The sequence below is a fragment of the Craterilacuibacter sp. RT1T genome (assembly GCF_023502145.1).
Classification (GTDB): Bacteria; Pseudomonadota; Gammaproteobacteria; order Burkholderiales; family Chromobacteriaceae; genus Craterilacuibacter.
Window position 1 is genome coordinate 17,011 of sequence record NZ_JAMFLI010000011.1, and the last position, 25,960, is coordinate 42,970.

Below are 25,960 nucleotides of genomic sequence, written 5' to 3' on the forward strand. Positions count from 1 at the left end.
CCAGACCTACGGCTGCGGGGATTTTTTTGGCGACGCCTCAATAAATAGCCCAAAAAAAGCCCCCGATGACCGGGGGCTTCTGTTTTGATACAAGCAAACTCAATGCTGGGTCGGTGCGCTCCAGCCACCACCCAAGGCCTTGTACAGGTTGACCGAGGCTTGCAGCTGGTCCTGCCTTGCGCTGACCAGTTGCAGTTCGGCCTGATAAGAGCCACGCTCCGAGTCCAGTACCTCAAGATAACTGGAGTAGCCGTTATCGTAGCGCAAGCGGGCCAGACGCAAGCTCTCCTGCAGGGCCTGCAACTGGGTAAACAAGGCAGCCTGACGGTCACGCGAGGTTCGGGTAAACGACAAGGCATCCAGTGTCTCGCCAAACGCGCTCTGGATGGCCAGCTCGTACGCGGCCAGCGCCTGCTTCTGCTGCGCACTTGCGGCATCGACACCGGCACCGGTCTTGCCCCAGTCAAAAATAGGCATCGCCAGATTACCGACAAAACTCCAGGTACGGGTCGGGCCGGTAAACAGCGTATCCAGTGCCGTACTTTGCGAGCCCAGCAATCCGGTCAGACCAATGCTGGGGAAGTAGGCCGCACGCGCGACACCGATGCGTGCATTGGCAGCCTTAAGCTGCTGCTCGGCGGCCTGCAAGTCGGGACGACGCATCAATAGCTCGGATGGCAGGCCAGACGGGATATTAACCGGCACCTGCAATGCCTCCAGCGCGTTGCCGCGCGCCACCTTACTATCGACCAGCGCCCGCGGCGAGCGTCCCAACAAAATCGCCAGCGCGTTTTCGCTCTGGGTGACGGCCTGCTCCAGCGACGGCACTGCGGCGCGCGCCGATGCGGCCTCCGCTTCCGCCTGGCGGTAGGTCAGCTCGGAGGTAACCCCGCCTTCAAAGCGGCGCTTGTTGATACGCAGCGATTCCTCGCGCGACACCAGCGTACGCCGGGTAATGTCGAGCTGCGCATCAAAGCTACGCAGCTGGAAATAGGTTTGTGCCACCGCAGCCGCAATAGACAAGCGGGTCGCATCGCGGGTGTACTCGGAGGCGGCCAGATTGGCTAGCGCCGCCTCGTTGGCACGCCTGAGCTTGCCCCACAGATCCAGCTCCCAGCTCAGTACACCATTGGCGGTGCGTGCATCGGATACCAGCGCGCCGCTTGCGGACTCCGCCGAGGTACGTCCACGCTGGTAGCCGGCGTTGGCCGAAAGCTGCGGTGCCAGATTGGCACGGGCAATGCCGGCCTGGGCACGCGCCTCTTCCACCCGCGCCGCTGCCTGCGCCAGATTGCGGTTATATGCCAGCGCCTCGTCAACCAGCTGGTCCAATACCGGATCGTTGAACGATTTCCACCAGTCAGGCGCCACCTTGATGTCGGCGGCCGGAGCCGGAGCCCCCGCCTGCCAGGCATTCGGCATTTCCACCGCCGGACGGGTGTAGTCGGGGCCGACCGCGCAGCCGGTCAGCGCAATGGCAAGCCATAGCGGCAGACTTTTATTTAGCATCGGTAGACTCCTTGATTGCTTTGACTTCGTCATCCTGCGGCTGGATATGATCCTTACCCTTGTTCGAGAGCTTCATAATCAACAGGAAAAACAGCGGGATGAAAAACACCGCGATAAAGGTTGCCGCCAACATACCGCCGATCACACCGGTACCGATCGCATGGCGGCTGGCCGAACCGGCACCACTGGAAATAGCCAGCGGCACCACGCCCAGAATAAAGGCCAGCGAGGTCATCACGATAGGACGGAAGCGCAGCTTGGCCGCCTCCATGGCCGAGTCGAACAGGCTCATACCCTCTTCAAACTTCATCACGGCAAACTCGACAATCAAAATCGCGTTCTTCGCCGCCAGACCGATCAGGGCCACCAGCGCCACCTGGAAGTAGATATCGTTCTGCAGGCCACGCAGCCAGGTCGCCATAATCGCACCGAACAAGGCAAATGGCACGGCGGTCAGCACCGCAAGCGGCAAGGTCCAGCGTTCGTACTGCGCCGCCAGGATCAGGAACACCATAATCATGCCGAAGCCGAACACCATAAACGAAGAACCGCTGGTCGACTGTTCCTGATAAGCACTACCGCTCCAGGACAGCGAGTAATCCGCCGGCAATACTTCTTTGGCGACCTCTTCCATCACCCTGAGCGATTCGCCCGAGCTGTAACCCGGAGCCGGACCACCGACGATCTTGCCCGCAGGGAAGGCATTGAAACGCTCCATGGTTTGCGGACCGGTGGTCATTTCGACCGTCACCAGCGAAGTCAGCGGAATCATGTCGCCCTTAGCCGAACGCACATAAACATTGCGCAGGTCTTCGATCTTGGAGCGGAAATCTTCCTCCGACTGCAACTGCACCTTGTAGATGCGGCCGAACTTGTTGAAGTCGTTCACATACAGCGAACCGAAGGTACTCTGCATGGTGTCGAACACCTGGTTGATCTGCACGCCATAGGCCACCGTTTTCTCGCGATCAAGCTTGACGTTGATCTGCGGCACATCAGCCGAGAAGGTGGTGGAGATACCGGCCAACTCCGGACGCTTGGAAGCAGCAGCGACCAGTTTTTTCACCTGCACACCGATTTCTTCCGGCGATGCACCGCCACGGCTCTGGATATAGGCTTCAAAACCACCGGTCGACGACATGCCGGAAATCGGTGGCGGGTTAAATGCCAGCACCACACCCTCGGTAATCGATCCGCCCATCTTGAAGATATCCTGCACCACGGCAAAGGACGACTCACCCGCCGCCTTGCGCTCGCTCCACGGCTTGAGCGTCACAAAGCTAACACCGGAGTTGGTCTTGTTGCCGCCGGACAGAATATCGAAGCCGGCAAAGCTCATCACCACCGCAACAGCCGGGTTCTGCATCATTTTCTGATCAAGCTGATTCATGGTGGTAATGGTGCGCGACAGCGAAGCACCATCAGGCAAGATCACCGCGCCAATCACATAGCCCTGGTCTTCTTCCGGAGCCAAAGAGCCCGGCACCATGCGGAACAGACCGGCCGTAATGGCGATCATGCCGGCAAACATCACAAAGGCGACAAAGCTGCGCTTGAGCAAGAAACGCACACCCGTGGTGTAGCTATGGGTGATGCGGTCAAAGACCTTGTTAAACCAGACAAAGAAGCGTGCCGGTTCCTGATGGCCTTCTTTAAGCAACAAGGCGCACAAAGCCGGGGTCAGCGTCAGCGCCACGATGCCGGAGATGGTGACCGATACCGCAATGGTAATGGCGAACTGCTTGTACATCTGGCCGGCGATGCCGCCCAGGAAGGCAACCGGCAAGAACACCGACACCAGCACCAGCACGATGGCCACCACCGGACCGGCCACCTCTTCCATCGCCTTGATGGAAGCCTGGCGTGGCGGTAACTTCTCGGTCGACATAATACGTTCGACGTTCTCCAGCACCACAATCGCGTCGTCCACCACAATACCGATGGCCAACACCATGCCGAACAGCGTCAGGGTATTGATGGAGAATCCCAGTGCATACATACCGGCAAAGGTACCGATAATCGACACCGGCACCGCCAGACACGGGATCAGCGTGGCGCGCCAGTTCTGCAAGAACAGGTAAACCACCAGGAACACCAGCACCATGGCCTCGGCAAAGGTCTTGTACACCTCTTCGATAGACACGCGCACAAAGTCGGTCGTGTCATAAGGAATGGTGTATTCCAGCCCGCCGGGGAAGCTTTGCGACAGCTTGGCCATGGTGGCACTCACCTGATCGGCCACCGCCAGCTGGTTGGCACCCGGAGACAAATAGATGCCGATAGGCACGGTTGGCAAGCCGTTATAGCTACCGTTAAAGTCATAGTTCAGCGCGCCCAGTTCGACCCTGGCCACATCTTTCAGACGCAGGTTGGAGCCATCCGGATTGGAGCGCACGATGATGTTTTCGAACTCGGCCACATCGGTCAGACGGCCTTGCGTCGTCACGGTGTAGGTGAACTCGGTCGGATTGGCCATCGGCTCGGCACCAACCTTGCCCGCCGCATACTGGGCGTTTTGCTGGTTAATGGCAGCAGAAACATCCGACGGGGTCAGCTTGAGCTTGGCCAACTGGTCAGGCTTGAGCCAGATACGCATCGCATAGTCTTGCGAGGCAAAGTTGACCACACTGCCGACACCGGGAATACGCTTAAGCTCGTCAACGATATTCAGCGTGGCGTAGTTACTGGTAAACAGGGTGTCGTAACGCTTATCGGGAGAAAACAGCGCAATGATCTGCAACATGGCGGTCGACTGCTTGGTCACCGTCACGCCCTGACGACGCACTTCCTGCGGCAGCTGGGTCAGCGCCGACTGCACGCGGTTGTTCACGTCGATGGTAGCCTGGTCCGGGTCGGTACCGATCTTGAAGCTGACATCAAGCTTGAGTACACCATTACTCGAACTGGACGACTGCAGATAGATCATATTCTCGACGCCGTTGATCGACTGCTCCAGCGGCGAAGCCACCGTATCAGCGATCACCTGGGCCGAAGCGCCAGGATAAGTCGCCTGCACCTGAACAACAGGCGGCACGATGTTCGGATATTGCTCGACCGGCAAAGCGGTAATCGCCGCCAGACCCGCCAGCATGATGATCAGCGAGATCACCGTAGCGAAGATAGGCCGTCGGATAAAGAAGGCAGAAAACATGGGGTCAGACTCCTTTTATCAGCCTTGGGCCTGGGTCGCTGGCGCGGATGCGGTAGCTTTGCTGCCTGCTTCTTGCGGTTTCAGGGGGGCACCGGGGCGCAGCTTGAGGATATTGTCGACCACCACGCGGTCACCCTTGGCGAGGCCGCTGCCGATTACAAAGTCCTTGCCGTTCTGGTCGATCACTTCAACCGGACGCGGTTCGGCCTTGCCATCCTTGTTCACGGTCCACACCAGCTTGCCCTGCTGCGTAGTCAGCACCGCGGCTTGCGGCACGGTGATCGCGGCCACCCGTGTCGCGCCCTTGAGCGTCACCCGAACAAACTGTCCCGGCAACAACATGCCTTGCGGGTTGGCAAACTGGGCGCGGCTGCTGATGGTGCCGGTATTGGTATTCACCACATTGTCGGAGAAATTGATCTTGCCGATCTGGTCAAAGGTCGAGCCGTCGGACATTTTCACCGATACCTGATAGGCATTTTGTGCCGGCACACGGATACGCCCTTCGTCGACATCACGACGCAACTTCTGCGCCTCGTTATCGGAGAAGGAGAAATTCACATAGACCGGATCAAGCTGCGAGATGCGGGTCAGCATGCTGTTAGGGCTGACCAAGCTACCTTCGGACACCACATCCAGGCTAGTCAGACCGGTAATCGGAGCAGTCACCTTGGTGTAACCCAGATTAATCTGCGCCTGCTTGAGCGTGGCACGCGCGGTTTCAACGGCTGCTTTGCCGCTTTCAAAAGCCGCCAGCGCATTGTCACGGTCTTGCTGGCTGACTGCATTTTCTTTGAACAGGGGCAGCACACGATCATAGGTGCGCTTGGCCTGGTTGTAGTTGGCTTCCTGCACCGCCAGATTACCCTTGGCCTGATCGACGGCAGCGATATAAGTATCCGGGCCGATTTCAAACAGCGTCTCACCCTGTTTGACGCGGCGCCCTTCGACAAAATTGCGATGCAACAGAATACCTTCTACCCGCGAGCGCACCTGCACCTCGCGGAAACCGGCCGCCTGGCCGGCATATTCGAAGCTGATCGGAATGTCTTTAGGCTGGATGGTCACCACAGACACCGGCATCGCCGGCATATTACTCTGCTGCTTGGCGGCGCCATCATCCTTGCCGCAGGCCATCAGGCTGGCCGCAACGGCCGTCAGCAACAGCCAGGTTCCTGTTTTTTTCATTTTATTGCTCGGTTGTGACATGCATTAACCCTCGGAAACAGATAGACAAGCCATACGGATATCTTTTCCAGATTAGATTACATATTGAGTTTTGGATTAGTTCTATATTTTACATACATTCATGCATGTATGTAAAATATAGAAATTCGATAATCATAGTGGCAGGCAAACTGCCCCGATACCACAGTCCCCTGTACTGGGGACAGATGTCAGGAGCAGGCGACAATGGCACGAAAAACCAAACAAGAAGCAGAACAGACCAGACAAAAGCTGCTGGAAACGGCTGCCCTGCTCTTCTGGGAGCAAGGCGTCAGCCACACATCGCTGGCCGATATCGCTCATGCTGCCGGCGTTACGCGCGGTGCAATCTACTGGCATTTCGACGGCAAACTAGCCATTTTCAACGCCATGTGCGCAGAACTGGCGCCCATCTTTGAAGAAAGCTATCAACGCATGCGCGCAGAGGCCGCAGACAATGCCGCCGCCAGCCTGTGGCGCCACTGTGTGGACAGCTTCGGCCTAATTACCGGCAATCCCACCATCGCGCGTATCTTGGGCATTATTTATCTGCGCTGCGAATACGTCGATGAAATGAGCAGCATTCAGGCCGATAGCGTGGTCTGGATCAGCGAACAGCACCAGCGCCTGCTGGCAACGCTGGAACAAGCGCATAAGCAAGGGCAACTACAGCCTGATACCGATTGCAAGATGGCCGCCATGAGCCTGCAGGCGCTCAGGCGCGGTCTGGTGCAACTGTGGTTAAGCGCACCCAAGCTCCTCCCGCTGGACAGCCAGCCACAAGCCTTGCTGCTGCCGTTTTTTCGCGGCACCTTTACCGGTAACTGCTGGCAGGAACACGCTGACCCCAAAAGCTGATTACCGCTATAATGCCTGCTTTTGCCAGATGCCGGCCTTATGACTCCCGCCATTGAAATCCAGTCAGTCAGCAAGACCTTCGGTACGCTCAAGGCGCTGGACGATGTCAGCTTCCGGGTCGAGGCCGGCGAATTTTTCGCCCTGCTCGGCCCCAACGGCGCGGGCAAAACCACGCTGATCTCGGCCATGGCGGGTTTATCACGCCAGACGAGCGGCCATATCCGCATACTCGGCCATGACACCATCAGCGCCGCCTATCAGGCGCGCAAGACCTTGGGCGTCGTGCCGCAAGAACTGGTTTTCGACCCCTTCCTCTCGGTACGCGAAAGCCTACGGTTTCAGTCCGGCTACTTCGGTCTCAAACACAACGACGACTGGCTGGACGAACTGCTGGACAAGCTGGGTCTAAGCGACAAGGCCGACAGCAATATGCGTGCCCTGTCCGGCGGCATGAAGCGCCGGGTGATGGTGGCGCAGGCGCTGGTCCACCGCCCGCCGGTGATTGTGCTGGACGAGCCGACCGCCGGCGTCGATGTCGAACTCAGGCAAAGCCTGTGGGCCTTTGTGCGCGAACTGAATCAGGCCGGCCACACCATTGTGCTGACCACCCACTATCTGGAAGAAGCCGAAGCACTGTGCAATCGCATCGCCATGCTGAAAAAAGGCAAGCTGATCGCTCTGGAAGACAAAACCAAGCTGCTGGCACACAGCAATGAGCGCGATGTGTCGTTCAAGCTGTCGGCGGCACTGCCGGACACACTATTGCCGCTGAAAGTCCGCGATGAAGGCCAGCGCGTGGTGCTGCGCCTGCCGGAAATTGCCCGCATCGAACAGGTACTGGCCACTTTGCGCGAGGCGAAGATAGAGGTCAGGGAAATGACGGTGATCGAAACCGATCTGGAAAGCGTATTCGTCCATATGATGCAAGGAGGGAAAGCCTGATGCAGGGGTTTTACACGCTGTTCAGAAAAGAAATCCTGCGTTTTTGGAAAGTCGCATTCCAGACCGTTGCTGCGCCTGTGCTGACTGCCTTGATGTATCAGCTGATTTTTTCCCATGTAATGGCACGCCATCTCGAGGTTTATCCCGGCATCAGCTATACCGCCTTCCTGATTCCGGGCCTGGCCATGATGTCGATGACGCAAAACGCCTTTGCCAATGGCTCCAGCAGCCTGATCCAGTCCAAGATCACCGGCAATATCGTGTTTCTGCTACTGTCGCCGCTCGGGCCCTTGCAATTTTTTGCCGCCTATCTGGCTGCCGCCATCGTACGCGGACTGGTAGTCGGCGCAGGCGTCATCGCCATTACCGCATGGTTCGGCATGCCCTTGCCGCAAGCACCGCTATGGATCTTCGCCTTTGCCGTGCTGGGCTGCGGGGTACTGGGTGCGCTGGGAATTATTGCCGGCATCTGGGCGGAAAAATTCGACCAGTTGGCCGCCTTCCAGAATTTCATTATTCTGCCGCTAACCTTTTTATCCGGTGTGTTCTACTCGATAGACAGCTTGCCACCACTGTGGCGTGCCATTTCGCATCTGAATCCCGTGTTTTACATGATAGACGGCTTCCGCTACGGCTTTTTCGGTCAAGCCGACGTCAGTCCGTGGCTGGCACTGGCCGTGGTTGGCAGCAGTTTTGTTCTGCTTTCTTCGCTAGGTTTGTGGATGATCAAGGTTGGCTACAAGCTGCGCCATTAAGCTACTTTTTTAGGAATATCCCGTACCATGGTTACACCTGACTACATCAAGCAATTGATCACCGCCTCGCTGCCTTGTACCCACATCGTAGTCGAGGGCGATGACGGCACCCATTTCTCGGCGGTAATCGTCAGCGCGGAGTTTTCCGGCCGCAACCGTGTGCAGCAGCACCAGTTGGTCTACAAGGCACTGGGCGACCGCATGCGTGACGAAATCCACGCTCTTTCGATGAAAACATTCAGCCCTGAAGAATGGGCTGAGCAACAAGGCTAACCCATGGAAAAACTGATTATTCGCGGCAATGGCCCGCTCAACGGTGAAATTCCGGTTTCCGGTGCCAAAAACGCCGCCCTGCCCATTCTGTGCGCCAGCTTGCTGACCGCCGACACCATGCGTTACAGCAATGTGCCGATGCTGCGCGACGTTGCCACCACGCAAAAGCTGCTGCAAGGCATGGGTGTGCGCGTGATGACCGATAATGTGCATGAGATCGAAATCACCGCCAGCCAGATCGACACACTGGTTGCGCCGTACGAGCTGGTGAAAACCATGCGCGCCTCCATTCTGGTACTGGGCCCGACCCTTGCACGCTTCGGCGAAGCCTCGGTCTCGCTGCCAGGCGGCTGCGCCATCGGCTCGCGTCCGGTTGACCAGCATATCAAGGGCCTGGTGGCCATGGGTGCCGAAGTCACCATCGAGCACGGCTATGTCAAGGCACGCGCCAAGCGCCTGCGCGGTGCCACCATCGTCATGGATATGGTCACCGTTACCGGCACCGAAAACCTGCTGATGGCTGCCACCTTGGCCGACGGCATCACCGTGCTGGAAAACGCGGCACGCGAACCCGAAGTCAGCGACCTTGCGCATTGCCTGAACAAGATGGGGGCCAAGATCAGCGGCATCGGCAGCGACCGTCTGGTGATCGAAGGCGTAGAAAAACTGCATGGTGCAGAACACGCCATCATGCCGGACCGCATCGAAGCGGGCACCTTCCTGGTCGCCGGCGCCATGACCCAGGGCCATATCATCCTGCGCCATGCCGCTCCCAAGGGCATGGAAGCCATCCTAGACAAGCTGGTCGAGGCCGGTGCCATTATCGAATGCGGCGACGACTGGATTTCGCTGGATATGAAGCGCCGCCCGAAGTCGGTCAATATCCGCACCCTGCCCTACCCGGCCTTCCCGACCGATATGCAGGCGCAGTTCATGACGCTGAACACCATTGCCGAAGGCGCAGCCATGGTGACCGAGACCATCTTTGAAAACCGTTTCATGCATGTGCCCGAGCTCAAGCGCATGGGCGCCAATATCGAGACCGAAGGCAACACAGCCGTGATCCGCGGCGTTGAACGCCTGTCCGGCGCCACCGTCATGGCAACCGATTTGCGCGCCTCCGCCAGCTTGGTGATCGCGGGTCTGGTGGCCGATGGCGAAACCATCGTCGAGCGCATCTATCATCTGGACCGCGGCTACGAGCATATCGAGCGCAAGCTCGGTGCAGTCGGCGCCCAGATCGAGCGCGTCAGCTAAAACCGCTAAACGGTAGATGAGCACAACCGGCCTAACCAGCTAGCTCAGACCGAAAACTCAACAGTCCGGCAGACTAAACCTGCCGGACTGTTTTTATTGGCCATGGCAGACCTTGTCCTCGATGAACGAATTCGCTAATTGCATCGTCCCAGCGGATGACGAGATAAGCTGGCACGGCCACTACAAGACGATCACAAGCAGCACAACAACAACAAGTGGAAATGCTCGGGCACGCCGATACAAAAATAACTACGGTATAAGCAAGGTAGTCGCGCAGACCAGAGCGCGGCATACTCAAAGCCATGATCTTGCAAAATGATTAAACATGTATTGCCAATTAGTCACGACATATAGCAACAAGAGTCGTGCACACTGGGCATTGCATTGACTTCACACGTTTAGGGCCTTCCTTGAGCACTCCCTTTTCCAGGTGCTGCGATTTTTGCCGTCACCCCGCCAGCCTAGGCATACGCTACCACTCGCCACGCGTAGAACATACGTTCTACTCGTGTGGTCGTTCGTTGTGCCAAGAGTTTGTCGATATCGGCATCCAGCGCCTGGATCAGCTAACGCCGCCCGCCCAGCTGGCCGAGCGTAGCGTGACTCACTTTCCGCTCGCCCCTCCTGATACCCCGCAGTAAGGATCATGAAAAAACCCCCGTCAGCGATGCTGTGGGGGCTGCTATCAAACACCTGATACTCAGGCCTGGGTTGCCTGGATTGCCGTCAGTGCCACGGTGTAAACGATATCGTCTACCAGCGCGCCACGCGACAAGTCGTTCACCGGCTTGCGCAAGCCTTGCAGCATGGGACCCACCGAAACCACGCCGGCAGAACGCTGCACCGCCTTGTAGGTCGTATTGCCGGTATTCAGATCCGGGAACACGAACACATTGGCGCGCCCGGCAACCGGGCTATTCGGTGCCTTCTGGCGGCCGACCGATTCGACCGACGCCGCATCGTACTGCATCGGGCCATCTATCATCAGATCCGGACGCTTTTCCTTGGCCAGACGGGTCGCTTCGCGCACCTTCTCGACATCGTCACCCGTGCCGGAGGCACCGGTCGAGTAGGAAATCATCGCTACACGCGGCTCGACACCGAAGGCCTTGGCAGAATCGGCCGACTGGATCGCGATGTCGCACAACTGCTCCGCGGTCGGGTCCGGATTGATGGCGCAGTCGCCATACACCAGTACCTGATCCGGCATCAGCATAAAGAACACGCTGGAGACGATAGACGCGCCAGGCGCGGTCTTGATCAGTTGCAAAGCCGGACGCACGGTGCTGGCGGTAGTATGCACCGCGCCGGACACCAGACCGTCGACTTCGCCCAGTGCCAGCATCATGGTGCCCATCATGACCGTGTCTTCCAGCAGCTTTTCAGCCTGCGGTGCAGTCAAACCCTTGGACTTGCGTAGCTCGACCATAGGCGCCACATAGCGGCTAAGCACGGCTTCGGGATCAATGATCTCGATATCGGCCGGCAAGACCACGCCCTGTGCATCCGCAACCTGATGGATGCGCGCCGGACTCCCCAGCAAGACGCAACGGGCAATCCCCTTCTCATGGCAAATCACCGCCGCTTGCAAGGTGCGCGGCTCGTCGCCTTCCGGCAGCACGATGCGCTTATTGGCACGACGGGCAATCTCGACCAGACGATGGCGGAATGCCGGTGGCGGCATACGCAGTTCGGTCGGCTCGCCGATCTTTTCCTTCAGCTGCTCAGTGGCCGTGTGTTCGGCCATAAAATCAATCACTTGCTGCATGCGTTCGGTGTCATCCGCCGCAACATGGACATTGATCGCCGACAGCAAGGCGCTGGTTTCAAAGGTATCGCGCTCGGTCGACAGGATAGGCAGCCCCGCCAGCTTGGCCGATTCGATCAAAGGGGCAACCTTGGCGGCAACCGGCTCGCCACAGGTCAACAGCAGGCCGGCCAGCGGCACGCCGCGCAAGGTGGCCAGCGCCGTCGCCAGAATCACGTCGGAGCGGTCTCCTGGCGTCACCACCAGCGCGCCAGGGCGCAGACGGTCTATCATGTTTTCCACCGCACGGGCAGCCACGACCACTTCATGCACCCGCGAGCGTACGATATTGCCGGCGTGCTCGATCTTGAGCCCCAAAGGCGAGGCCAGATCCAGCAGGCGCACGGCATTCAGGCGCGCTTCAAACGGCACCGTCGCCAGCAACGGCAATGGCGGGGCAATGCGGCCCAGGTTCTGCAGCAACTGCTGACCTTCGGCGCCTAGCGGCAGCTTGTTCAGCATGACGCCGGCCAGATTGACCTGGCCGTCGCTATAACTGCGGCGCGCCAAGGTAATGGCTTCAAAAATATCGCGCGCGTCGCGGCGTGCAGCCGAAATGGCCAGAATCAGGTCGGCGGTCAGGGTCTTGGCCAGCTCCAGATTCAGCTCGCTAGCCAGGGGTACATCCGAGCCCGGGGTCAGGCCCTCAACCAGTACCACATCGTGCTGCATCACCAGCGGTGCCACGTTTTGCACCACCTCTTCCATCAGGTCGGACAACTTGCCTTCGCGCAGCAGTGCTTCGGCACGGGCGAAAGGAATGGCCTCGGGTGCCTCGATGCCGCACAAGGAGCGGACGAAATGGGTAGACAGATCCGGGCCGGTGCCGGGCTGGGCGATAGGCTTGGCAAAACCAACCTTGATGCCTTCGCGTTCCAGCGAGCGCACCAGACCCAGCCCCAGAGAGGTCAGGCCGGCATCGTGGCCGACAGGGGCCAGGAAAAATATTTTCTGCATGGTGTAAGCCTTTCTTGTGGCTGTAACGCACGAACCCGCGCAGGCGCGGGTTCGTCTTTCATCCTAGACCGGAATTCAGCGTGTGATGCCAGCCAGTTCGGCGGTATCGCAAGCAATCACGAATTCTTCATTGGTGTTGATCACCATGGCTTTAGGGCCGTTGCCACGGCTGATCACGCCGGCAGTGCCGCGGATGCAGCGGGCGTTGGCTTCGGCATCGACTTCGATACCGAAAGCCGACAGCTTGGCCAAGGTCATGGCGCGCAGCTTGTCGCTGTTCTCGCCGATGCCGCCGGTGAATACCACTGCGTCCAGACGGTCAAGCGAGGTTGCCAGACCGCCGATATGACGGGCCAGGCGATGGGCAAACACTTCCAGCGCAACGGTCGAGCCTTCATGGCCTTCGGCTGCAGCTTCTTCCAGCGTACGGCAGTCATTGGACAGCTCGGACAGACCCAGCAGGCCCGACTCCTTGTTCAGCAGCTTGTCGATGCCGGCCAGATCCAGGCCCAGTTTTTCGCCGATATAAGCCAGGCTGCCCGGATCCACATCACCCGAACGCGTGCCCATGACCAGACCTTCCAGCGGGGTCATGCCCATGGTGGTGTCTACGCTGGCGCCATTCTTGATGGCCGCAGCAGAAGCACCGTTCCCCAGATGGGCAATCACGATGCCGTGGTTAGCGGCATCCAGACCCAGCTCGGCTACGGCGGCTTCAGCCACAAAGCGGTGGCTGGTGCCGTGGAAACCGTAACGGCGCACACCATGGTCGCGATACAGCTTCATTGGCAGCGCGTACAGATAAGCGGCACGCGGCATCGTCTGATGGAAAGCGGTATCGAATACGGCAACCTGCGGCAGCTTAGGCAGGCAGGCTGCGACGACGCGGATACCCAGCAGGTTGGCCGGGTTATGCAGCGGTGCCAGCGCGGCGCACGCTTCAATAGCGGCTTCAACTTCAGCGGTAATCAGCGCCGAGGCGTGGAAACGCTCGCCGCCATGTACCACGCGGTGGCCGACAGCCACCACGCTATCCAGTTCGCCACGGGCGCGGATATGTTCAATCACGGCTTCCAGCGCCTGGTCATGTGCGCCACCGGCAATGGCCAGCGTGCTCTTCTTGCCGTCGGCCTTGAATACCACGCGCGAATCGGCATCGCCCAGGCACTCGGCTAGGCCGGACAGGGTCGGCTCTTCTGCACCGACAGGGAACAGACCGAACTTGAGCGACGAGCTGCCGCAGTTAATAACCAGAATCAGGGATTGGCTCATGAGAGTACTTTCAATAATGAATAAAATCGGTTTGTCAGGCTGTGCACATCAAATGCACGCTAGCTGACAAAGAAACCGCGTGCGGCAAATTGGCCACGCACACGGGCGACACACTCGGCCGAAGGCGGCAGGGTGTCGGCCAGTTCATATGCCATCCCAAGCTCAGCCCATTTACTCTGGCCCAACTGGTGAAATGGCAGCACCTCTACGCGTTCGACGACTGCACCCAGACTAGCGACAAAATCGGCCAGCCGTTCGACATCATCGAAGCCGTCAGTCAGCCCCGGCACCAGCACATAACGGATCCACATTTTCTTGCCCATCTTCGCCATGCGCCGGGCAAAATCCAGCGTCGGCTGCAAAGGCTGGGCCGTGATCTTCTTGTACTGTTCGGGGTCGCTGTGCTTGATGTCCAGCATCACCAGATCCACCGCCTCAAACCAGGCATCCGGCAGGCTCTCATGCAGATAGCCCTGAGTATCCAGCGTGGTATGCAGACCGAAACGCGCCTTGGCCCCCTTGAACAGCTCACCGACAAAATCGGGCTGCATCATCGGCTCGCCACCGGACACCGTCACGCCACCGGCAAACTTGAGGAAGCCGGCATAAGGCTTGAGTTCGGCCAGCGCATCTTCCACGCTCATCTCGCGGCCATGATGCAGCTTCCAAGTGTCCGGGTTATGGCAATACAGGCAGCGGAACTGGCAACCTGAGGTAAAGAACACAAAACGCACACCCGGACCGTCAACGGCAGCACCGGTCTCCAGCGAATGGATATATCCCTTGACGGCAGTGCGCTCCGTAACGAAGTTGACCGGGATGGCGGTAGCGGGTGTATTCATGAGTGTCCTTGTCAAAATGACGGCGGGCGGCTTGCGCCGCCCGCCGACCTAGCCTTCCTTTAGCGGAAGGCGCTAACTTACATCTTGCCGTGGAAGGTACGGTTGATTACGTCCAGCTGCTGCTCGCGCGTCAGCTTGACGAAGTTCACCGCATAGCCCGACACGCGCACGGTCAGCTGCGGGTACTCTTCCGGGTGCTCCATCGCGTCAATCAGCGTGTCGCGGTTGAACACGTTGACGTTGACATGGAAGCCGCCGGCTGCGGCATAGCCATCCAGGCAGTTAGCCAGGTTGCGGATACGCTCTTCAGCCGTGTGGCCCAGTGCGTCCGGCGTAGCCGACGAGGTCCAGCTGATGCCGTCCAGAGCCGCGTTGTAAGGAATCTTGGCAACCGAAGCACCGGAAGCCACAAAGCCCTTCACATCGCGACCGTTCATCGGGTTGGCACCCGGCGAGAATGGCTCGCCCGAGCGACGACCACACGGGGTGTTACCGGTCTTCTTGCCATACACCACGTTGGAGGTGATGGTCAGCACCGACTGGGTCGGGGTGGCATTACGGTAGAAGTGAGGCTGGGCCTTGATCTTCTCCATAAAGGTTTCGGTCAGCCAAACGGCGATGCTGTCTACGCTGTCGTCGTTGTTGCCGTAAGCCGGGTATTCGCCTTCGATCTTGTAATCGACAGCCAGACCGTCTTCGTTACGAATGACATGAACCTTGGCATGCTTGATCGCGGACAAGGAGTCGGCGGCCACGGACAGACCGGCAATGCCACAAGCCATGGTGCGCAGAATATCGCGGTCGTGCAGCGCCATCTCGATACGCTCGTACGAGTACTTGTCGTGCATGTAGTGAATGGTGTTCAGCGCATCAACGTAAGTCTCAACCACCCAGTCCATCATTGGCAGGAACTTGGCCATCACTTCGTCGTAGTCGAGTACGTCGCTGGTGATAGGCTCGAAACCACGGGCTACGGTTGCGCCGCTCTTCTCGTCCACACCGCCGTTGATCGCGTACAACAGGGTCTTGCCCAGGTTGGCGCGGGCGCCGAAGAACTGCATCTGCTTACCGATGGCCATGGCCGATACGCAGCAAGCGATGCCGTAGTCGTCGCCCCACTTCGGACGCATCAGGTCGTCGTTTTCGTACTGGATGGCCGAGGTGTCGATAGACACTTTGGCGGCGAAGTCCTTGAAGCCGCGTGGCAACTGGGTCGACCACAATACGGTCAGGTTAGGCTCAGGTGCCGGGCCCAGGTTGTACAGGGTGTTCAGGAAGCGGAAGCTGTTCTTGGTCACCAGCGTACGGCCGTCCAGACCCATACCGGCGATGGACTCGGTCACCCAGGTCGGATCCCCGGAGAACAGTGCATCGTAATCCGGAGTGCGCAGGAAGCGCACGATACGCAGCTTGATCACCAGATCGTCGATCATTTCCTGCGCCTGCTCTTCATTCAGCACGCCGGCCTTGATGTCGCGCTCGATAAAGATGTCGAGGAAGGTCGACACGCGGCCGAAGCTCATCGCGGCGCCGTTCTGCTCTTTCACTGCGGCCAGATAGGCAAAGTAAGTCCACTGGATCGCTTCGCGTGCCGTCGCGGCAGGACGAGCGATATCGTAGCCATACTTGGCAGCCATGACTTTCAGTTCGTTCAGCGCGCGGTACTGCTCGGAGCACTCTTCACGCAGACGGATCACGTCGTCAGTCATCGGCGGCTTGATGGCCATCCAGTCCTTCTTGCGCTCGGCCATCAGGAAGTCGACGCCATACAGGGCAACACGGCGGTAGTCACCGATGATACGGCCACGGCCATAAGCGTCAGGCAAACCGGTAATCACGCCGGACTTGCGCGCAGCCAGAATGGCCGGGGTGTAGGCATCGAACACGCCCTGGTTATGGCTCTTGCGATACTTTTCCCAGATCTCTTTGACCATAGGATCGATCTTGAAGCCGAAGGCTTCCAGACCGTTTTCAACCATGCGCAGGCCGCCGTTAGGCATGATGGCGCGCTTGAGTGGCGCATCGGTCTGCAGACCAACGATCAGTTCATTTTTCTCGTCAATATAACCGGCGTCATGTGCGGTGATGCTGGCACCACGATCAGCGGAGACATCCAGCACGCCACGGGCACGCTCTTCTTTCAGTAGTACGGACAGCGTGTCCCAGATGCCTTGGGTACGCGCAGTGGCACCGGCCAGAAAGGCTGCATCGCCCTCGTAAGGGGTCATGTTGTGCTGGATAAAGTCGCGTACGTCCACGCGAGCCTGCCAATCACCGGCAACGAACTCTCTCCATGGGTCAACAGCCAGCATTTCCTTGTTTGCAGCGTCCATCTTTTGCGTCTCCTGGTTCATCTTCGAACACGATATGTAACAAATTGAATACATATTAAGTCGAAAACGAAAGCGATTACTTGATCTACGTCAAAAACAAATTTCTCAGCGCAACGAAAATAGCGGCTGGTAAAATCTATCTTTTTACGTTACTCATTGATAGAAAAGGATTTTAATACAAAAGTAGCGTCAAACACCAGTCTGACTCCGGCTAAAGAACGGCAACAAGCGGCAAGAAACGAACAAAACCGATCGAAAATAATTTCGAAAACGCAAAACGGGTTTTAAAAACATCACAAAACCCAAAACAACTAACCCATCTACCCATTAAGATCATGAGCCACACCTACTCTCTCGACTATGTCGCCCAGCAAGCCAGTGCCAAACGCACCGTCCTGCGTACCGCCACTACCCGCTATTTTCTTTCCGCCGCCTTTGCCGGCGCCCTGATTGCCCTCGTCCTCGCCGTCAGCATGCGCCTGGGGCAGTTGTTTCACAGCAATGGCTCGCCTTACTACGCCATCGCCTACTCGGCCTTCTTCGGCACGGCCCTGGTTGCCATCATTGTTTCCAAGACCGAACTATTTACCAGTAATGTGATGTATATGAGCTTGGGTAAACTGACCGGCCGCGTCAGCAGCGCCGAGGCGCTGGCAAGCTGGGGCACGGTTTACTTCGGCAACCTGGCCGGCATTTTGCTGTTTACTATGGTGTGGATGCAGACCGGCGGTCTGGGTGACTACCCTGCCGATCATGTGGCCAGCCAGATCGCGGCCGTCAAAACCAGCGCGCCGTTTATGAAGATCTTCTGGAAGGGCGTACTGTGTAACTGGATCATCTGCCTCGCAGTCTGGCTGCCGATGAAGCTGGAAAACGAGATGGCCAAAATTGCCTTGGTGTTCCTGCTGGTATTCGCCTTCTTCTTCTCCGGCTTCGAACACAGCATCGCCAATATGGCACTCTTTAGCCTGGTCGTCGCCCATGCGCCCGCAGCGCTGTCGTTTGGCGACATCCTGCACAATCTGCTACCCGCAACACTGGGCAATATCGTGGGTGGTGGCGTCGGTGTCGCCTTGCTGGCCTTTATGCTCGAGCGCCACACGCTGAGCGCGCCGGCCAAGACCGCACAGAAACCGGCCAACAAGCTGAGCCCGGCTAGCCTCTAAGCTCCCCCCCTCTGCACTTAGGTGCGGAGGGGTGTCCTCTCCCCATCCCCACCCCTTTGGCAAGACTTTTACACCAGGCAGATCGCCATCAGGCCACAGCCCCAACGCCCCGACCGCGCTGCGGTAGCAAAAAAGCAAAAGGGGTTTGCAGCCTAAGCTGCAAACCCCTGATTTTGCTAATCAAATTTCTGGTGGGCCCTATCGGACTTGAACCGATGACCAAAGGATTATGAGTCTTCACTTAACGGGGTTGACTGGTGTTGATCAAGATGGAGAAAAATCAAAATTTACCATTAAAAACAACACACTACAAAAACAACCAACTCCATGGGTGATGCTTGGGATTGACCTAGACACCCCTACAAGCCCTACAATAGCCCTACAACTTTAGACTTGTAGGGATTTCACATGGCTCGAGTACTGCTCACGATCAATCGGATCGAAAAGCTGACCTGCCCAGCAAACAAAAGTCAGGTCTTCTTGCGCGATAGTGAGGTTCCTGGCTTTGGCATCCGCTGTACCCAGAACAGGAAAACCTTCATTTTCGAGGCAGACCTGCATGGGAAGAGCATCCGGATAACCATTGGCGAGTACCCGGCTTGGTTACTTGATGCCCCAAAGGGCAGTGCTGAACCCAGCGCTCGCCGTCGGGCACGCGAACTAAGGGGGCTAATAGACCAAGGCATCGACCCCCGCGAACAAGATCGGCATAAGAAAGAAGAGAGTGAACGCCAGCAGGCTGAGCTCGCCAAAAAAAATATCTCTTTTGAATACGCGTGGTCAAGCTACATTAAAGCCAACGCTATCCGCTGGAGCAATACACACTTGGCTACGCACGAGCGGCTAACTCACAGAGGTGGAGAGCCGCGAGTACGTTCCAAAGTCAAGGAAACAATCCCTGGACCTCTCGCATCGCTATTAGATGTATGTTTGAGAGACCTCACCTCAGACCGCTTAGCGGTATGGCTTGATAAGGAAAACATCACCAGACCCACCGTGACGGCTCTTGCATTCCGTATGCTCAGAGCTTACTTAAACTGGTGTGATGAACAGCCCGAATTTGCCGGCCTCGTCCCTGACGGTGCCCACGCGGCAAAAAAGGTCCGCCAAAGAGTAAGCAAATCGAAAGCTAAAGATGACTGCCTTCAAAGAGAGCAGTTAGCTTCATGGTTTGCAGCCATGCAACAACTTAACCCTGTTTTCCGTGCCTACTTACAGACCCTACTACTCACCGGAGCCCGCCGAGAGGAACTTGCTAAATTGTGCTGGAGTGATGTCGACTTTCAATGGAACAGCATGCGCCTTTCCGACAAGGTTGAAAGTGAAAGAACAATCCCGCTCACACCTTATGTTGCATCGTTACTGACGGACTTACCCCGAGTTAATGAATGGGTTTTCAGTAGCCCAACCGCTAGAAGTGGGCGCATCCAAGACCCACGAGATGCCCATAATCGGGCCCTTGCCTCTGCCGGCTTGCCTAATCTCACCTTACACGGTCTTCGTCGCTCTTTTGGCACTCTGGCGGAGTGGGTCGAATGCCCTGCTGGGGTTGTAGCCCAGATCCAAGGGCATAAACCAAGTGCCACAGCAGAAAAACATTATCGTCGACGCCCTCTCGATCTTCTTCGCATGTGGCATATCAGAATCGAAAACTGGTTCCTGGAACAAGCGGGACTGCCCACTTCCACTCAATAGCTCATAGAACTCTGCCTTACCTCTCGCCAATACGGACCTAACTGTCGAGAGTCAGGTTAGGCCCAGCAGCGAACCCGCCCCGGCTAACAGCGCGTATTAGCCTACGCCAGCAGGCAGACGGAAAAAAAGCTGCGGACCAGGCCGCAGCTTTTGTTGGACAGATCAGCCATTCAGGCCAAATCACTTAATACGCGTAGCGCGCCTTGACCGATGCGGTGGCGTTGCTATAACCGCCCTTACGCCATTCGCCGTCCAGACGCGTGCTCAGCTCCAGGCCGCCCTTGCCGGTATCGGCCTTGTAGGTATGGCCGATGCCGGCGCGCCACAGCCAGCGGCTCTGGCCGGACGCCTCAGTCGAGAACAAGGCACTGCTCTCGCCGGCGAAGGCCGAGGTCAGCACCGCACCATCGTTCATCAGGTCGTAGGCGGCACCGGCGTTCAGCGACACCGACTGGCGCGCATTCAGCGGCAGCGTCATCCGGTTGTCGACCGCCAGCAGCGTCTGTTCGACCGAACGCTTGCCATTGATCAGGTTTGCCGCGCCAGCACCCGTCTCGCTGTACCCGTCTTCCTTGATACGGGTGTAATCCAGACGCAGCGACGGCGTGGTGGTGATTTCACGCGGCAGCGCAAAAGTGCGACCGATGCCAGCGCCCATGTGATAGCTCAGGCTGTCGTAGTCCGAGCTTGCTTTCACCCCCATAAACGACAGCTGACGTTCGCCCTGATTGCGGTTACGCCCGCCATCGAGCTGGAAGTTTAACTCGGTATTGCCATCGAGCTGCACGCTGCCGTAACCGATCAGCTGATATACATCGACCTTGGACGACTGCGGGGCGGAGGCAGATTTGCCATCCACATCGCTATGCGCATAGGCCAGTGCTGCACCCAAGCGCAGCTTGGGGCTGATCTCCGCATCGGCGCCGAACACCAGGCCGCCGGTGTTGGCCTTGAAGCCGGCGGTCTCGCTACGCGCATCCTGCTTGGCGTAGGAGCCGAACGGCTTCACCCACACGTAGCGCTCGGCGGAAGGCTCGTCACCGGACGACAGGCCGATATTGCCCTCGACCCGCGCCTGCACCACGCGGTTGATCGCACCCAGACTGTCGCTAACCGCCGACAGGGCCGCCGACGGCAAAGCCGGCGTCAGCTGCTCCACCGCCTGCGCCAGTTCGGTCTGCGTACCCAGCTTGCCCAGCGCGTCGATCACCGGCGCCATCGCACCGGCGTTGCCACTGGCCACCAGCCGGTCGGTAATATTGTCCAGCACCCGCGCCGCGTCCTGGCTGGCCAGTGGCACCGAACCCTTGTTGTCCTTGACGATCTGCTCCAGATACACCGGCTTCTTGTCTCCACCTGTCGAGCCACCGCCGCTACCCGCCCGCTTGATCACCAGGTCGATGCTGTTGTCGCGCTTCTCCGCGCTGAAGTCGAACAGCGCCGAATTGTCGGTGACCTTGATTCCGCTGCTTGTCAGCCCCCCCGTTGCCTGGATCACGTCCGCCAGCTTGCCAAGAGACAGGCCGGCGGCTGCGTCAACGTCGATCGTGGTGTTATCAACCAGAGTTGCCGTGCCGGTGACCAATAATTTGCTGTACTCGCTGTTGCTGCTTACGCGCACCCCCAGCGTCGCGCCGCCCCCCCTGACCGTAGTTACCAATCACCTTGTACGTTTCCGCCTTGGCCAGCACCAGCTTGCCATTGTTGGCGATGCCGCCGGTGGTCTTCAGCGCGTCGCCAAGTTTTGGCAAACCATTGCCTACACTCGAGCTCAACTGATCGTTCCGCGCGCTGGTCGAGTTCAGGCTGTCCAGCACCAGTTCGCCACCACCTTCAATCATCAAAGACTGAACCTCGAGCGCGCCGTTGATGCGGTTGTTGAGCCCCTTAACCTTCACCGCATCATTCTGTGCGTAGACATCTCCAGCTACCTTGCTGTAACCGGCCAACGTCATCCCGCCAAGTTTGGTGCTTGAGCCTTGAACCAGCACGGCATAACCCTGGCTTTCCAGCTCAGCCGGTTTGTCAGCCGCCCGCCCCTGCAGCGTCAAGCCACTTACAACAGAGGTGCCGCCGGTCAGTGAAATGGCAGAGACCGCACCCTGCACCTTACCCCCGATGCGGATGTCGTCTACATAGGAACTACTCAGGTAAATCCCGGATTTTGCACCACTGATCAGCCCGTCGTTGACAATGCTGCCGCCTAGTCTTGAAGCAACACTATCAAGACCGTATAACACGCCGGTCATGGTGCCTTGATTGACGATGTCGCCGTAGACTTGAGCGTTATCCAGCATCAACGAACTACTTAAGTAACCTCCTTCGCCGATCACCTGGCCACCAGCCGCATTCAGGAAGGCGGTATGCTGAAGAAACGGTCTCATATGCAAGCCGAGCACGCCGCCTTTTACCACAATGCCTGCCGCCTGATCGCCCTTGATGGTGCCGCTATTCTCAATCAGTTCGATCCGGCCACCATTACCAATTGCAACCCCCGCAGCGCCGGAGCCGTCAGCCAGCCCCTGAATCATTCCGCTGTTTTGCAGCTTATTCAGAACTGTAAGCGGTCCTTCGACGTTGATAGTGCCTGTACCTCCCCCGGTGATCGTACCTGCGTTCTGTACCGACTCAGCCTGAACGCCCCCCTCGACTCGCACAACTACGTTACCATTTTCAAGTTCAACACCGGATGTAACAGAGACACATTGACCCGCCCCCAGCGGAACAACCGTGTTTGTGTTGGCTGGTGGCGTGCTTGCAAATTGATGGGCGCAAGTAGCCGCCAGCGCAGGCGCGGCAGCCAGCAGGCCGGCCACCAGCACGGCAGCGGCGCGGGTCGACGCCGGCTTGCCGCAGGCGGTGGCGTGTTCGTGGGTGACGACATAGGCCTGGCGGACAGCCGACCAGACGATGCGATGGGTCTTATTCATACCTATTTCCATTGGAATAATTGCCAGCTTTACCCGGCTCGATGCACGATTGCATACTGCATACAATCATGCCATAAAATGCCATGGAGGTATCGATAAAATCTATCGTAAAACTGGTCATTCCTTACATACACTTCCAGATCGCCACGGAACCCCACCCCGACTATGCACTGACCCTCTCTTTCCCGCGCCATGCTGCTTGCGCAGCACCTGCTGGTGCCACCACTCTTCGCACTGACAGCACAACCCGCCACAACACGGACCAAGTAATCAGCGGGCATGACATTTATCTGCAATGGCAATTATTTGCCATAGTCCATTACGTACTGTACTTCAGCGCACCGGTATTGGTGTCAACTGCAATGAACATTCCCCAGCCTCCGTCTCGCAATCCTATTTGTCGTTGCGTAGCGGGTATGTCCACCACTGGCAGTGCTAATAACCACGTAAGCAATACCGAGACTAGGGACAGCAAGATGGTCGTGACAAAAAAAGACAGCGCGCCAGCATGGGGAGATCCATGCTCGCCCCCTTACACTTGGGAGATGCCGATCAAGGTGGTGCTGACGGTGGCACCGGGCATCATTATCTGCAAATTGCGCGCAAAACTGGCTCCGGCTTCAAGTAATGCTTCTTGCGGCATCTCTGGCAAGCTCTCGAGAATAAACCACATCTGCGTGGCTTTAGCATCGAGGCGCGTTCTCCCCCCCTGTCTCCAGTTCCAACGACGGCAGGTTACTCCAAACTCATCACGCCAAACCACTTCGCCGACTTCAGGGTGTTCGTCAACCAAGACGCCGTCTTTCTGCGTATCAAACCGTTCGCTACCATCGGCAATGGTGAGCCTGGGGCTTCCCACATAGGCGGAAAAATTCTCGCCCCCCACAGGTACGGCATACTGCAGGCTGATGGCGTTATAAAGGTCGACCACAGGATCAATACTGGGCAGCAGACCATCGCGCAACACCCGCTTGCGCAGAGCACTGGCCGAACAAGGTGTGCGCTGCGGCTTGGCACCAAACAGGCGGAAGACGTTGTCCCAGGCGGCTAGGTGCGCCTCAGCCCAGGCTGGCTCTCCCGCGCGCACCGCTACGCAAGCATGAGTCAGTAGTTCTGCGGCGACTTCCGGGTGGATGATCGGTGTTGCGCTTACGCTAAGACTGAGCGCTTGAAACCCTGGTGCAGATAGGGCAATCGCCGGATCAATTGACGGTGTGACCTTAAACATCAGAAAATTCTCCGTTGACTAATTTAGTACAAGATAAAGACCAATGACCAATTTAGTCAATATATCGACCTATCCTATCGCGGATGCGCAAGCGATCAGCAACGCGGTCGCCACGCGGATTAAGGCCTACCGTAAGACGCAAAAGCTTTCACTGGATGATTTGTCACAGCGGACTGGGGTCAGCAAGGGTATGCTGGTCGAGATCGAGAAAGGCGCTGCCAACCCAAGCATTGCTATCTTGTGCAAGCTGGCGGCAGCTCTGTCCATGTCGGTGGCCGACATTGTCAACGTCGCCATTGAACCAGTTATACATTTAATCGAAGCCAAGGACATCCCAACCCTGTGGGCGGGTAATAAAGGAGGAACGGCTAGGCTGCTGGCCGGCACTACCGGCCCCAACATGATTGAGCTGTGGCGCTGGGAAATGCATCCTGACGAGTGCTTTGAGTCACCGGGCCACCCGGATGGCACTTTCGAGCTTTTCCACGTGGAAAAGGGGCAACTAACCCTGAGCATCGCTCAGACTGACCTGATTGTGCCTGCTGGCTGTGCAGCGGTAGCCTCCACCGACAAGCCACATCGCTATGCCAATACTGGGGATTGCAACTTGGTGTTTACAATGACGGTTGCGGAGTTTCATCCAGCGTAAGCTACGCTGGACCCTAGTAGTACCGCTAAGCAAGGCTAGCCACGGCAACACCCACTTAGCCCCAGTTAACCCGAATGCTCCAGCTATCAGATTTTCTGGTGGTAATGCACTTCAATCGTCGAGTGGACGATTTCCTCGTGCACGGCAAGTCGATCGCGTACTACGCCTGGAGTCATCGAGAAGTCTTGTGTGACCACGGTCAGTGCGCAAGAATAAGACTGCTGCCCCACCCGCCAGACGTGTAAGTCGACGATATGCGACGCGCCCAAACCGCTGTTGATCTCCACAACCTCTCGGATTTCGTTCACGACTGGGTGATCCATTTCGCGGTCGAGCAACACTTTGCCTGTTTCGACAATTAGTCCCTTAGCCCAGATGGCGACCAGCACTGCACCGATGATGCCCATCAGTGGGTCTAGCCATGACCAACCATACAGCCAGCCGCCAACCAACGCAGCGATAGCCAGCATAGAGGTCGCAGCATCCGCGATTACATGCACATACGCCGACTTCAAGTTTAGATCGTGATGGTGGTGGCCGTGGTGGTGCTCATGACCGTGAACATGATAGTGAGCCTTGCCCAAAATCAGCGCGCAAATAACGTTCACCGCCAGTCCGAGCATAGCCACCACGATAGCCTCGCGATACTGAATGGGTGTGGGTGAGAACATACGCTCGACTGAGCCTGCTACCATCATCCCCGCGACGCCGAGCAGGAAAATCGCGCTCGCAAAGCCGCCGAGGATCTCGATCTTCCAGGTACCGAAGGCGAAGCGCGGGTCATGTGCGTAGCGCCGTGCCGCCGCATAGGCCATGGCTGACAAGCCAATTGCCAAAGCGTGTGAGCTCATGTGCCAGCCATCAGCCAGCAAAGCCATCGAATTGAACCACCAACCGGCGCCCACCTCAATCAGCATGGTGGCCGCCGTGATCCACATTACGACCCGCGTGCTTCGCTCTGCGACTACATTACCGCTGTCAAAGACATGGTCGTGTATCCATTGAGGAATTTGTTTGGTATGCATTAATTTCTCACTTCAGATAAGTACCGAAAACGCCAATGGGCTCATCGCTACCCTGTTGGCGCCCGGCAGTGCAGGTGAGCGCTGGATCTGCGACAGTAAGAGCGG

19 protein-coding genes and 1 tRNA gene are annotated in these 25,960 nt (G+C 57.8%); 8 read left to right on the forward strand and 12 right to left on the reverse strand.

The features are described 5' to 3' along the window. Positions 1 to 99: 99 nt before the first annotated feature. The 3 genes from M3P88_RS13820 to M3P88_RS13830 are packed head-to-tail and all read right to left on the reverse strand — an operon-like array spanning position 100 to position 5,848. Positions 100 to 1,509 (reverse strand): efflux transporter outer membrane subunit, encoded by a 1,410-nt coding sequence (locus M3P88_RS13820; RefSeq protein WP_249616592.1) that lies wholly within the window; start codon positions 1,507 to 1,509, stop codon positions 100 to 102. Further along, complete coding sequence (locus M3P88_RS13825; RefSeq protein ID WP_249616593.1) at positions 1,499 to 4,660, reverse strand: efflux RND transporter permease subunit; 3,162 nt, start codon at positions 4,658 to 4,660, stop codon at positions 1,499 to 1,501. The genes M3P88_RS13820 and M3P88_RS13825 overlap by 11 nt, the downstream gene beginning before the upstream one ends. Before the next feature lie 18 nt (positions 4,661 to 4,678). After that, a complete protein-coding gene (locus tag M3P88_RS13830; protein WP_249616594.1) occupies positions 4,679 to 5,848 on the reverse strand; it encodes an efflux RND transporter periplasmic adaptor subunit in 1,170 nt (389 codons plus the stop codon). Positions 5,849 to 6,073: 225 nt separating this feature from the next. Here M3P88_RS13830 and M3P88_RS13835 point away from each other — a divergent pair, with 225 nt between their 5' ends. Genes M3P88_RS13835 through murA form a run of 5 tightly spaced genes read left to right on the forward strand, consistent with a single transcriptional unit; the run spans position 6,074 to position 9,951 of the window. Beyond that, complete coding sequence (locus tag M3P88_RS13835; RefSeq protein ID WP_249616595.1) at positions 6,074 to 6,724, forward strand: TetR family transcriptional regulator; 651 nt, start codon at positions 6,074 to 6,076, stop codon at positions 6,722 to 6,724. A 39-nt stretch (positions 6,725 to 6,763) separates the two neighbouring features. Further along, positions 6,764 to 7,666, forward strand: a complete 903-nt coding sequence (locus tag M3P88_RS13840; protein WP_249616596.1) for an ABC transporter ATP-binding protein — start codon at positions 6,764 to 6,766, stop codon at positions 7,664 to 7,666. Next, on the forward strand, positions 7,666 to 8,421 hold the full coding sequence (locus tag M3P88_RS13845; RefSeq protein ID WP_124735129.1) for an ABC transporter permease: 756 nt from the start codon (positions 7,666 to 7,668) through the stop codon (positions 8,419 to 8,421). Before M3P88_RS13840 ends, M3P88_RS13845 begins: the two co-directional genes overlap by 1 nt. A 27-nt stretch (positions 8,422 to 8,448) precedes the next feature. Beyond that, a complete protein-coding gene (locus tag M3P88_RS13850; protein ID WP_249616597.1) occupies positions 8,449 to 8,694 on the forward strand; it encodes a BolA family protein in 246 nt (81 codons plus the stop codon). A gap of 3 nt (positions 8,695 to 8,697) precedes the next feature. Next, positions 8,698 to 9,951, forward strand: a complete 1,254-nt coding sequence (murA, locus tag M3P88_RS13855; RefSeq protein WP_124735131.1) for a UDP-N-acetylglucosamine 1-carboxyvinyltransferase — start codon at positions 8,698 to 8,700, stop codon at positions 9,949 to 9,951. Positions 9,952 to 10,651: 700 nt separating this feature from the next. Here murA and pta read toward each other — a convergent pair. The 4 genes from pta to pflB all read right to left on the reverse strand — a co-directional run bounded on the left by pta (position 10,652) and on the right by pflB (position 17,183). Continuing rightward, positions 10,652 to 12,715 carry a phosphate acetyltransferase gene (pta, locus tag M3P88_RS13860; protein ID WP_249616598.1) on the reverse strand — a complete coding sequence of 688 codons (2,064 nt, stop codon included), beginning with the start codon at positions 12,713 to 12,715 and terminating at the stop codon, positions 10,652 to 10,654. A 75-nt stretch (positions 12,716 to 12,790) separates the two neighbouring features. After that, positions 12,791 to 13,987, reverse strand: a complete 1,197-nt coding sequence (locus M3P88_RS13865; RefSeq protein WP_249616599.1) for an acetate/propionate family kinase — start codon at positions 13,985 to 13,987, stop codon at positions 12,791 to 12,793. Positions 13,988 to 14,046: 59 nt separating this feature from the next. Continuing rightward, complete coding sequence (gene pflA / locus M3P88_RS13870) at positions 14,047 to 14,829, reverse strand: pyruvate formate-lyase-activating protein (RefSeq protein ID WP_249616600.1); 783 nt, start codon at positions 14,827 to 14,829, stop codon at positions 14,047 to 14,049. Positions 14,830 to 14,906: 77 nt separating this feature from the next. Continuing rightward, complete coding sequence (pflB, locus tag M3P88_RS13875; RefSeq protein WP_283773227.1) at positions 14,907 to 17,183, reverse strand: formate C-acetyltransferase; 2,277 nt, start codon at positions 17,181 to 17,183, stop codon at positions 14,907 to 14,909. 314 nt (positions 17,184 to 17,497) lie between these two features. Between pflB and M3P88_RS13880 the strand changes: the two genes are divergently transcribed. Next, positions 17,498 to 18,328, forward strand: coding sequence for a formate/nitrite transporter family protein (locus M3P88_RS13880; protein ID WP_249616602.1), 831 nt, complete (start codon positions 17,498 to 17,500; stop codon positions 18,326 to 18,328). A gap of 189 nt (positions 18,329 to 18,517) precedes the next feature. Here M3P88_RS13880 and M3P88_RS13885 read toward each other — a convergent pair. Then, positions 18,518 to 18,634: transfer RNA gene (locus M3P88_RS13885), tRNA-Leu, on the reverse strand. 102 nt (positions 18,635 to 18,736) lie between these two features. On the opposite strand from M3P88_RS13885, the gene M3P88_RS13890 reads away from it, so the two are divergent. Then, on the forward strand, positions 18,737 to 20,023 hold the full coding sequence (locus tag M3P88_RS13890; protein ID WP_249616603.1) for an integrase family protein: 1,287 nt from the start codon (positions 18,737 to 18,739) through the stop codon (positions 20,021 to 20,023). 184 nt (positions 20,024 to 20,207) lie between these two features. Here the strand turns inward: M3P88_RS13890 and M3P88_RS13895 are convergent, their stop codons facing one another. From M3P88_RS13895 to M3P88_RS13905, 3 genes are all read right to left on the reverse strand, one after another. Continuing rightward, positions 20,208 to 21,683, reverse strand: a complete 1,476-nt coding sequence (locus tag M3P88_RS13895) for an autotransporter outer membrane beta-barrel domain-containing protein (RefSeq protein ID WP_249616604.1) — start codon at positions 21,681 to 21,683, stop codon at positions 20,208 to 20,210. After that, on the reverse strand, positions 21,580 to 22,953 hold the full coding sequence (locus tag M3P88_RS13900) for an ESPR domain-containing protein (protein WP_249616605.1): 1,374 nt from the start codon (positions 22,951 to 22,953) through the stop codon (positions 21,580 to 21,582). The genes M3P88_RS13895 and M3P88_RS13900 overlap by 104 nt, the downstream gene beginning before the upstream one ends. A 532-nt stretch (positions 22,954 to 23,485) precedes the next feature. Next, positions 23,486 to 24,181: a B3/B4 domain-containing protein gene (locus M3P88_RS13905; protein WP_249616606.1), complete on the reverse strand. Its 696-nt coding sequence runs from the start codon at positions 24,179 to 24,181 to the stop codon at positions 23,486 to 23,488. A gap of 43 nt (positions 24,182 to 24,224) precedes the next feature. Here M3P88_RS13905 and M3P88_RS13910 point away from each other — a divergent pair, with 43 nt between their 5' ends. After that, positions 24,225 to 24,830: a helix-turn-helix domain-containing protein gene (locus M3P88_RS13910; protein WP_249616607.1), complete on the forward strand. Its 606-nt coding sequence runs from the start codon at positions 24,225 to 24,227 to the stop codon at positions 24,828 to 24,830. An 86-nt stretch (positions 24,831 to 24,916) separates the two neighbouring features. On the opposite strand, the gene dmeF is transcribed toward M3P88_RS13910, so the two are convergent. Further along, positions 24,917 to 25,855, reverse strand: a complete 939-nt coding sequence (gene dmeF, locus M3P88_RS13915; RefSeq protein WP_249616608.1) for a CDF family Co(II)/Ni(II) efflux transporter DmeF — start codon at positions 25,853 to 25,855, stop codon at positions 24,917 to 24,919. Positions 25,856 to 25,960: the final 105 nt, after the last annotated feature.

What these genes read in the sequence shown, in the direction of transcription:
- M3P88_RS13910 (WP_249616607.1), top strand. Translation starts at nt 24,225, where the DNA reads ATGACCAATTTAGTCAATATATCGACCTATCCTATCGCGGATGCGCAA.
- pta (WP_249616598.1), bottom strand. Translation starts at nt 12,715, where the DNA reads ATGCAGAAAATATTTTTCCTGGCCCCTGTCGGCCACGATGCCGGCCTG.
- M3P88_RS13825 (WP_249616593.1), bottom strand. Translation starts at nt 4,660, where the DNA reads ATGTTTTCTGCCTTCTTTATCCGACGGCCTATCTTCGCTACGGTGATC.
- M3P88_RS13850 (WP_249616597.1), top strand. Translation starts at nt 8,449, where the DNA reads ATGGTTACACCTGACTACATCAAGCAATTGATCACCGCCTCGCTGCCT.
- pflA (WP_249616600.1), bottom strand. Translation starts at nt 14,829, where the DNA reads ATGAATACACCCGCTACCGCCATCCCGGTCAACTTCGTTACGGAGCGC.
- M3P88_RS13900 (WP_249616605.1), bottom strand. Translation starts at nt 22,953, where the DNA reads ATGAATAAGACCCATCGCATCGTCTGGTCGGCTGTCCGCCAGGCCTAT.
- M3P88_RS13835 (WP_249616595.1), top strand. Translation starts at nt 6,074, where the DNA reads ATGGCACGAAAAACCAAACAAGAAGCAGAACAGACCAGACAAAAGCTG.
- M3P88_RS13840 (WP_249616596.1), top strand. Translation starts at nt 6,764, where the DNA reads ATGACTCCCGCCATTGAAATCCAGTCAGTCAGCAAGACCTTCGGTACG.
- murA (WP_124735131.1), top strand. Translation starts at nt 8,698, where the DNA reads ATGGAAAAACTGATTATTCGCGGCAATGGCCCGCTCAACGGTGAAATT.
- M3P88_RS13865 (WP_249616599.1), bottom strand. Translation starts at nt 13,987, where the DNA reads ATGAGCCAATCCCTGATTCTGGTTATTAACTGCGGCAGCTCGTCGCTC.
- pflB (WP_283773227.1), bottom strand. Translation starts at nt 17,183, where the DNA reads ATGAACCAGGAGACGCAAAAGATGGACGCTGCAAACAAGGAAATGCTG.
- M3P88_RS13830 (WP_249616594.1), bottom strand. Translation starts at nt 5,848, where the DNA reads ATGAAAAAAACAGGAACCTGGCTGTTGCTGACGGCCGTTGCGGCCAGC.
- M3P88_RS13880 (WP_249616602.1), top strand. Translation starts at nt 17,498, where the DNA reads ATGAGCCACACCTACTCTCTCGACTATGTCGCCCAGCAAGCCAGTGCC.
- M3P88_RS13845 (WP_124735129.1), top strand. Translation starts at nt 7,666, where the DNA reads ATGCAGGGGTTTTACACGCTGTTCAGAAAAGAAATCCTGCGTTTTTGG.
- M3P88_RS13890 (WP_249616603.1), top strand. Translation starts at nt 18,737, where the DNA reads ATGGCTCGAGTACTGCTCACGATCAATCGGATCGAAAAGCTGACCTGC.
- M3P88_RS13820 (WP_249616592.1), bottom strand. Translation starts at nt 1,509, where the DNA reads ATGCTAAATAAAAGTCTGCCGCTATGGCTTGCCATTGCGCTGACCGGC.
- dmeF (WP_249616608.1), bottom strand. Translation starts at nt 25,855, where the DNA reads ATGCATACCAAACAAATTCCTCAATGGATACACGACCATGTCTTTGAC.
- M3P88_RS13905 (WP_249616606.1), bottom strand. Translation starts at nt 24,181, where the DNA reads ATGTTTAAGGTCACACCGTCAATTGATCCGGCGATTGCCCTATCTGCA.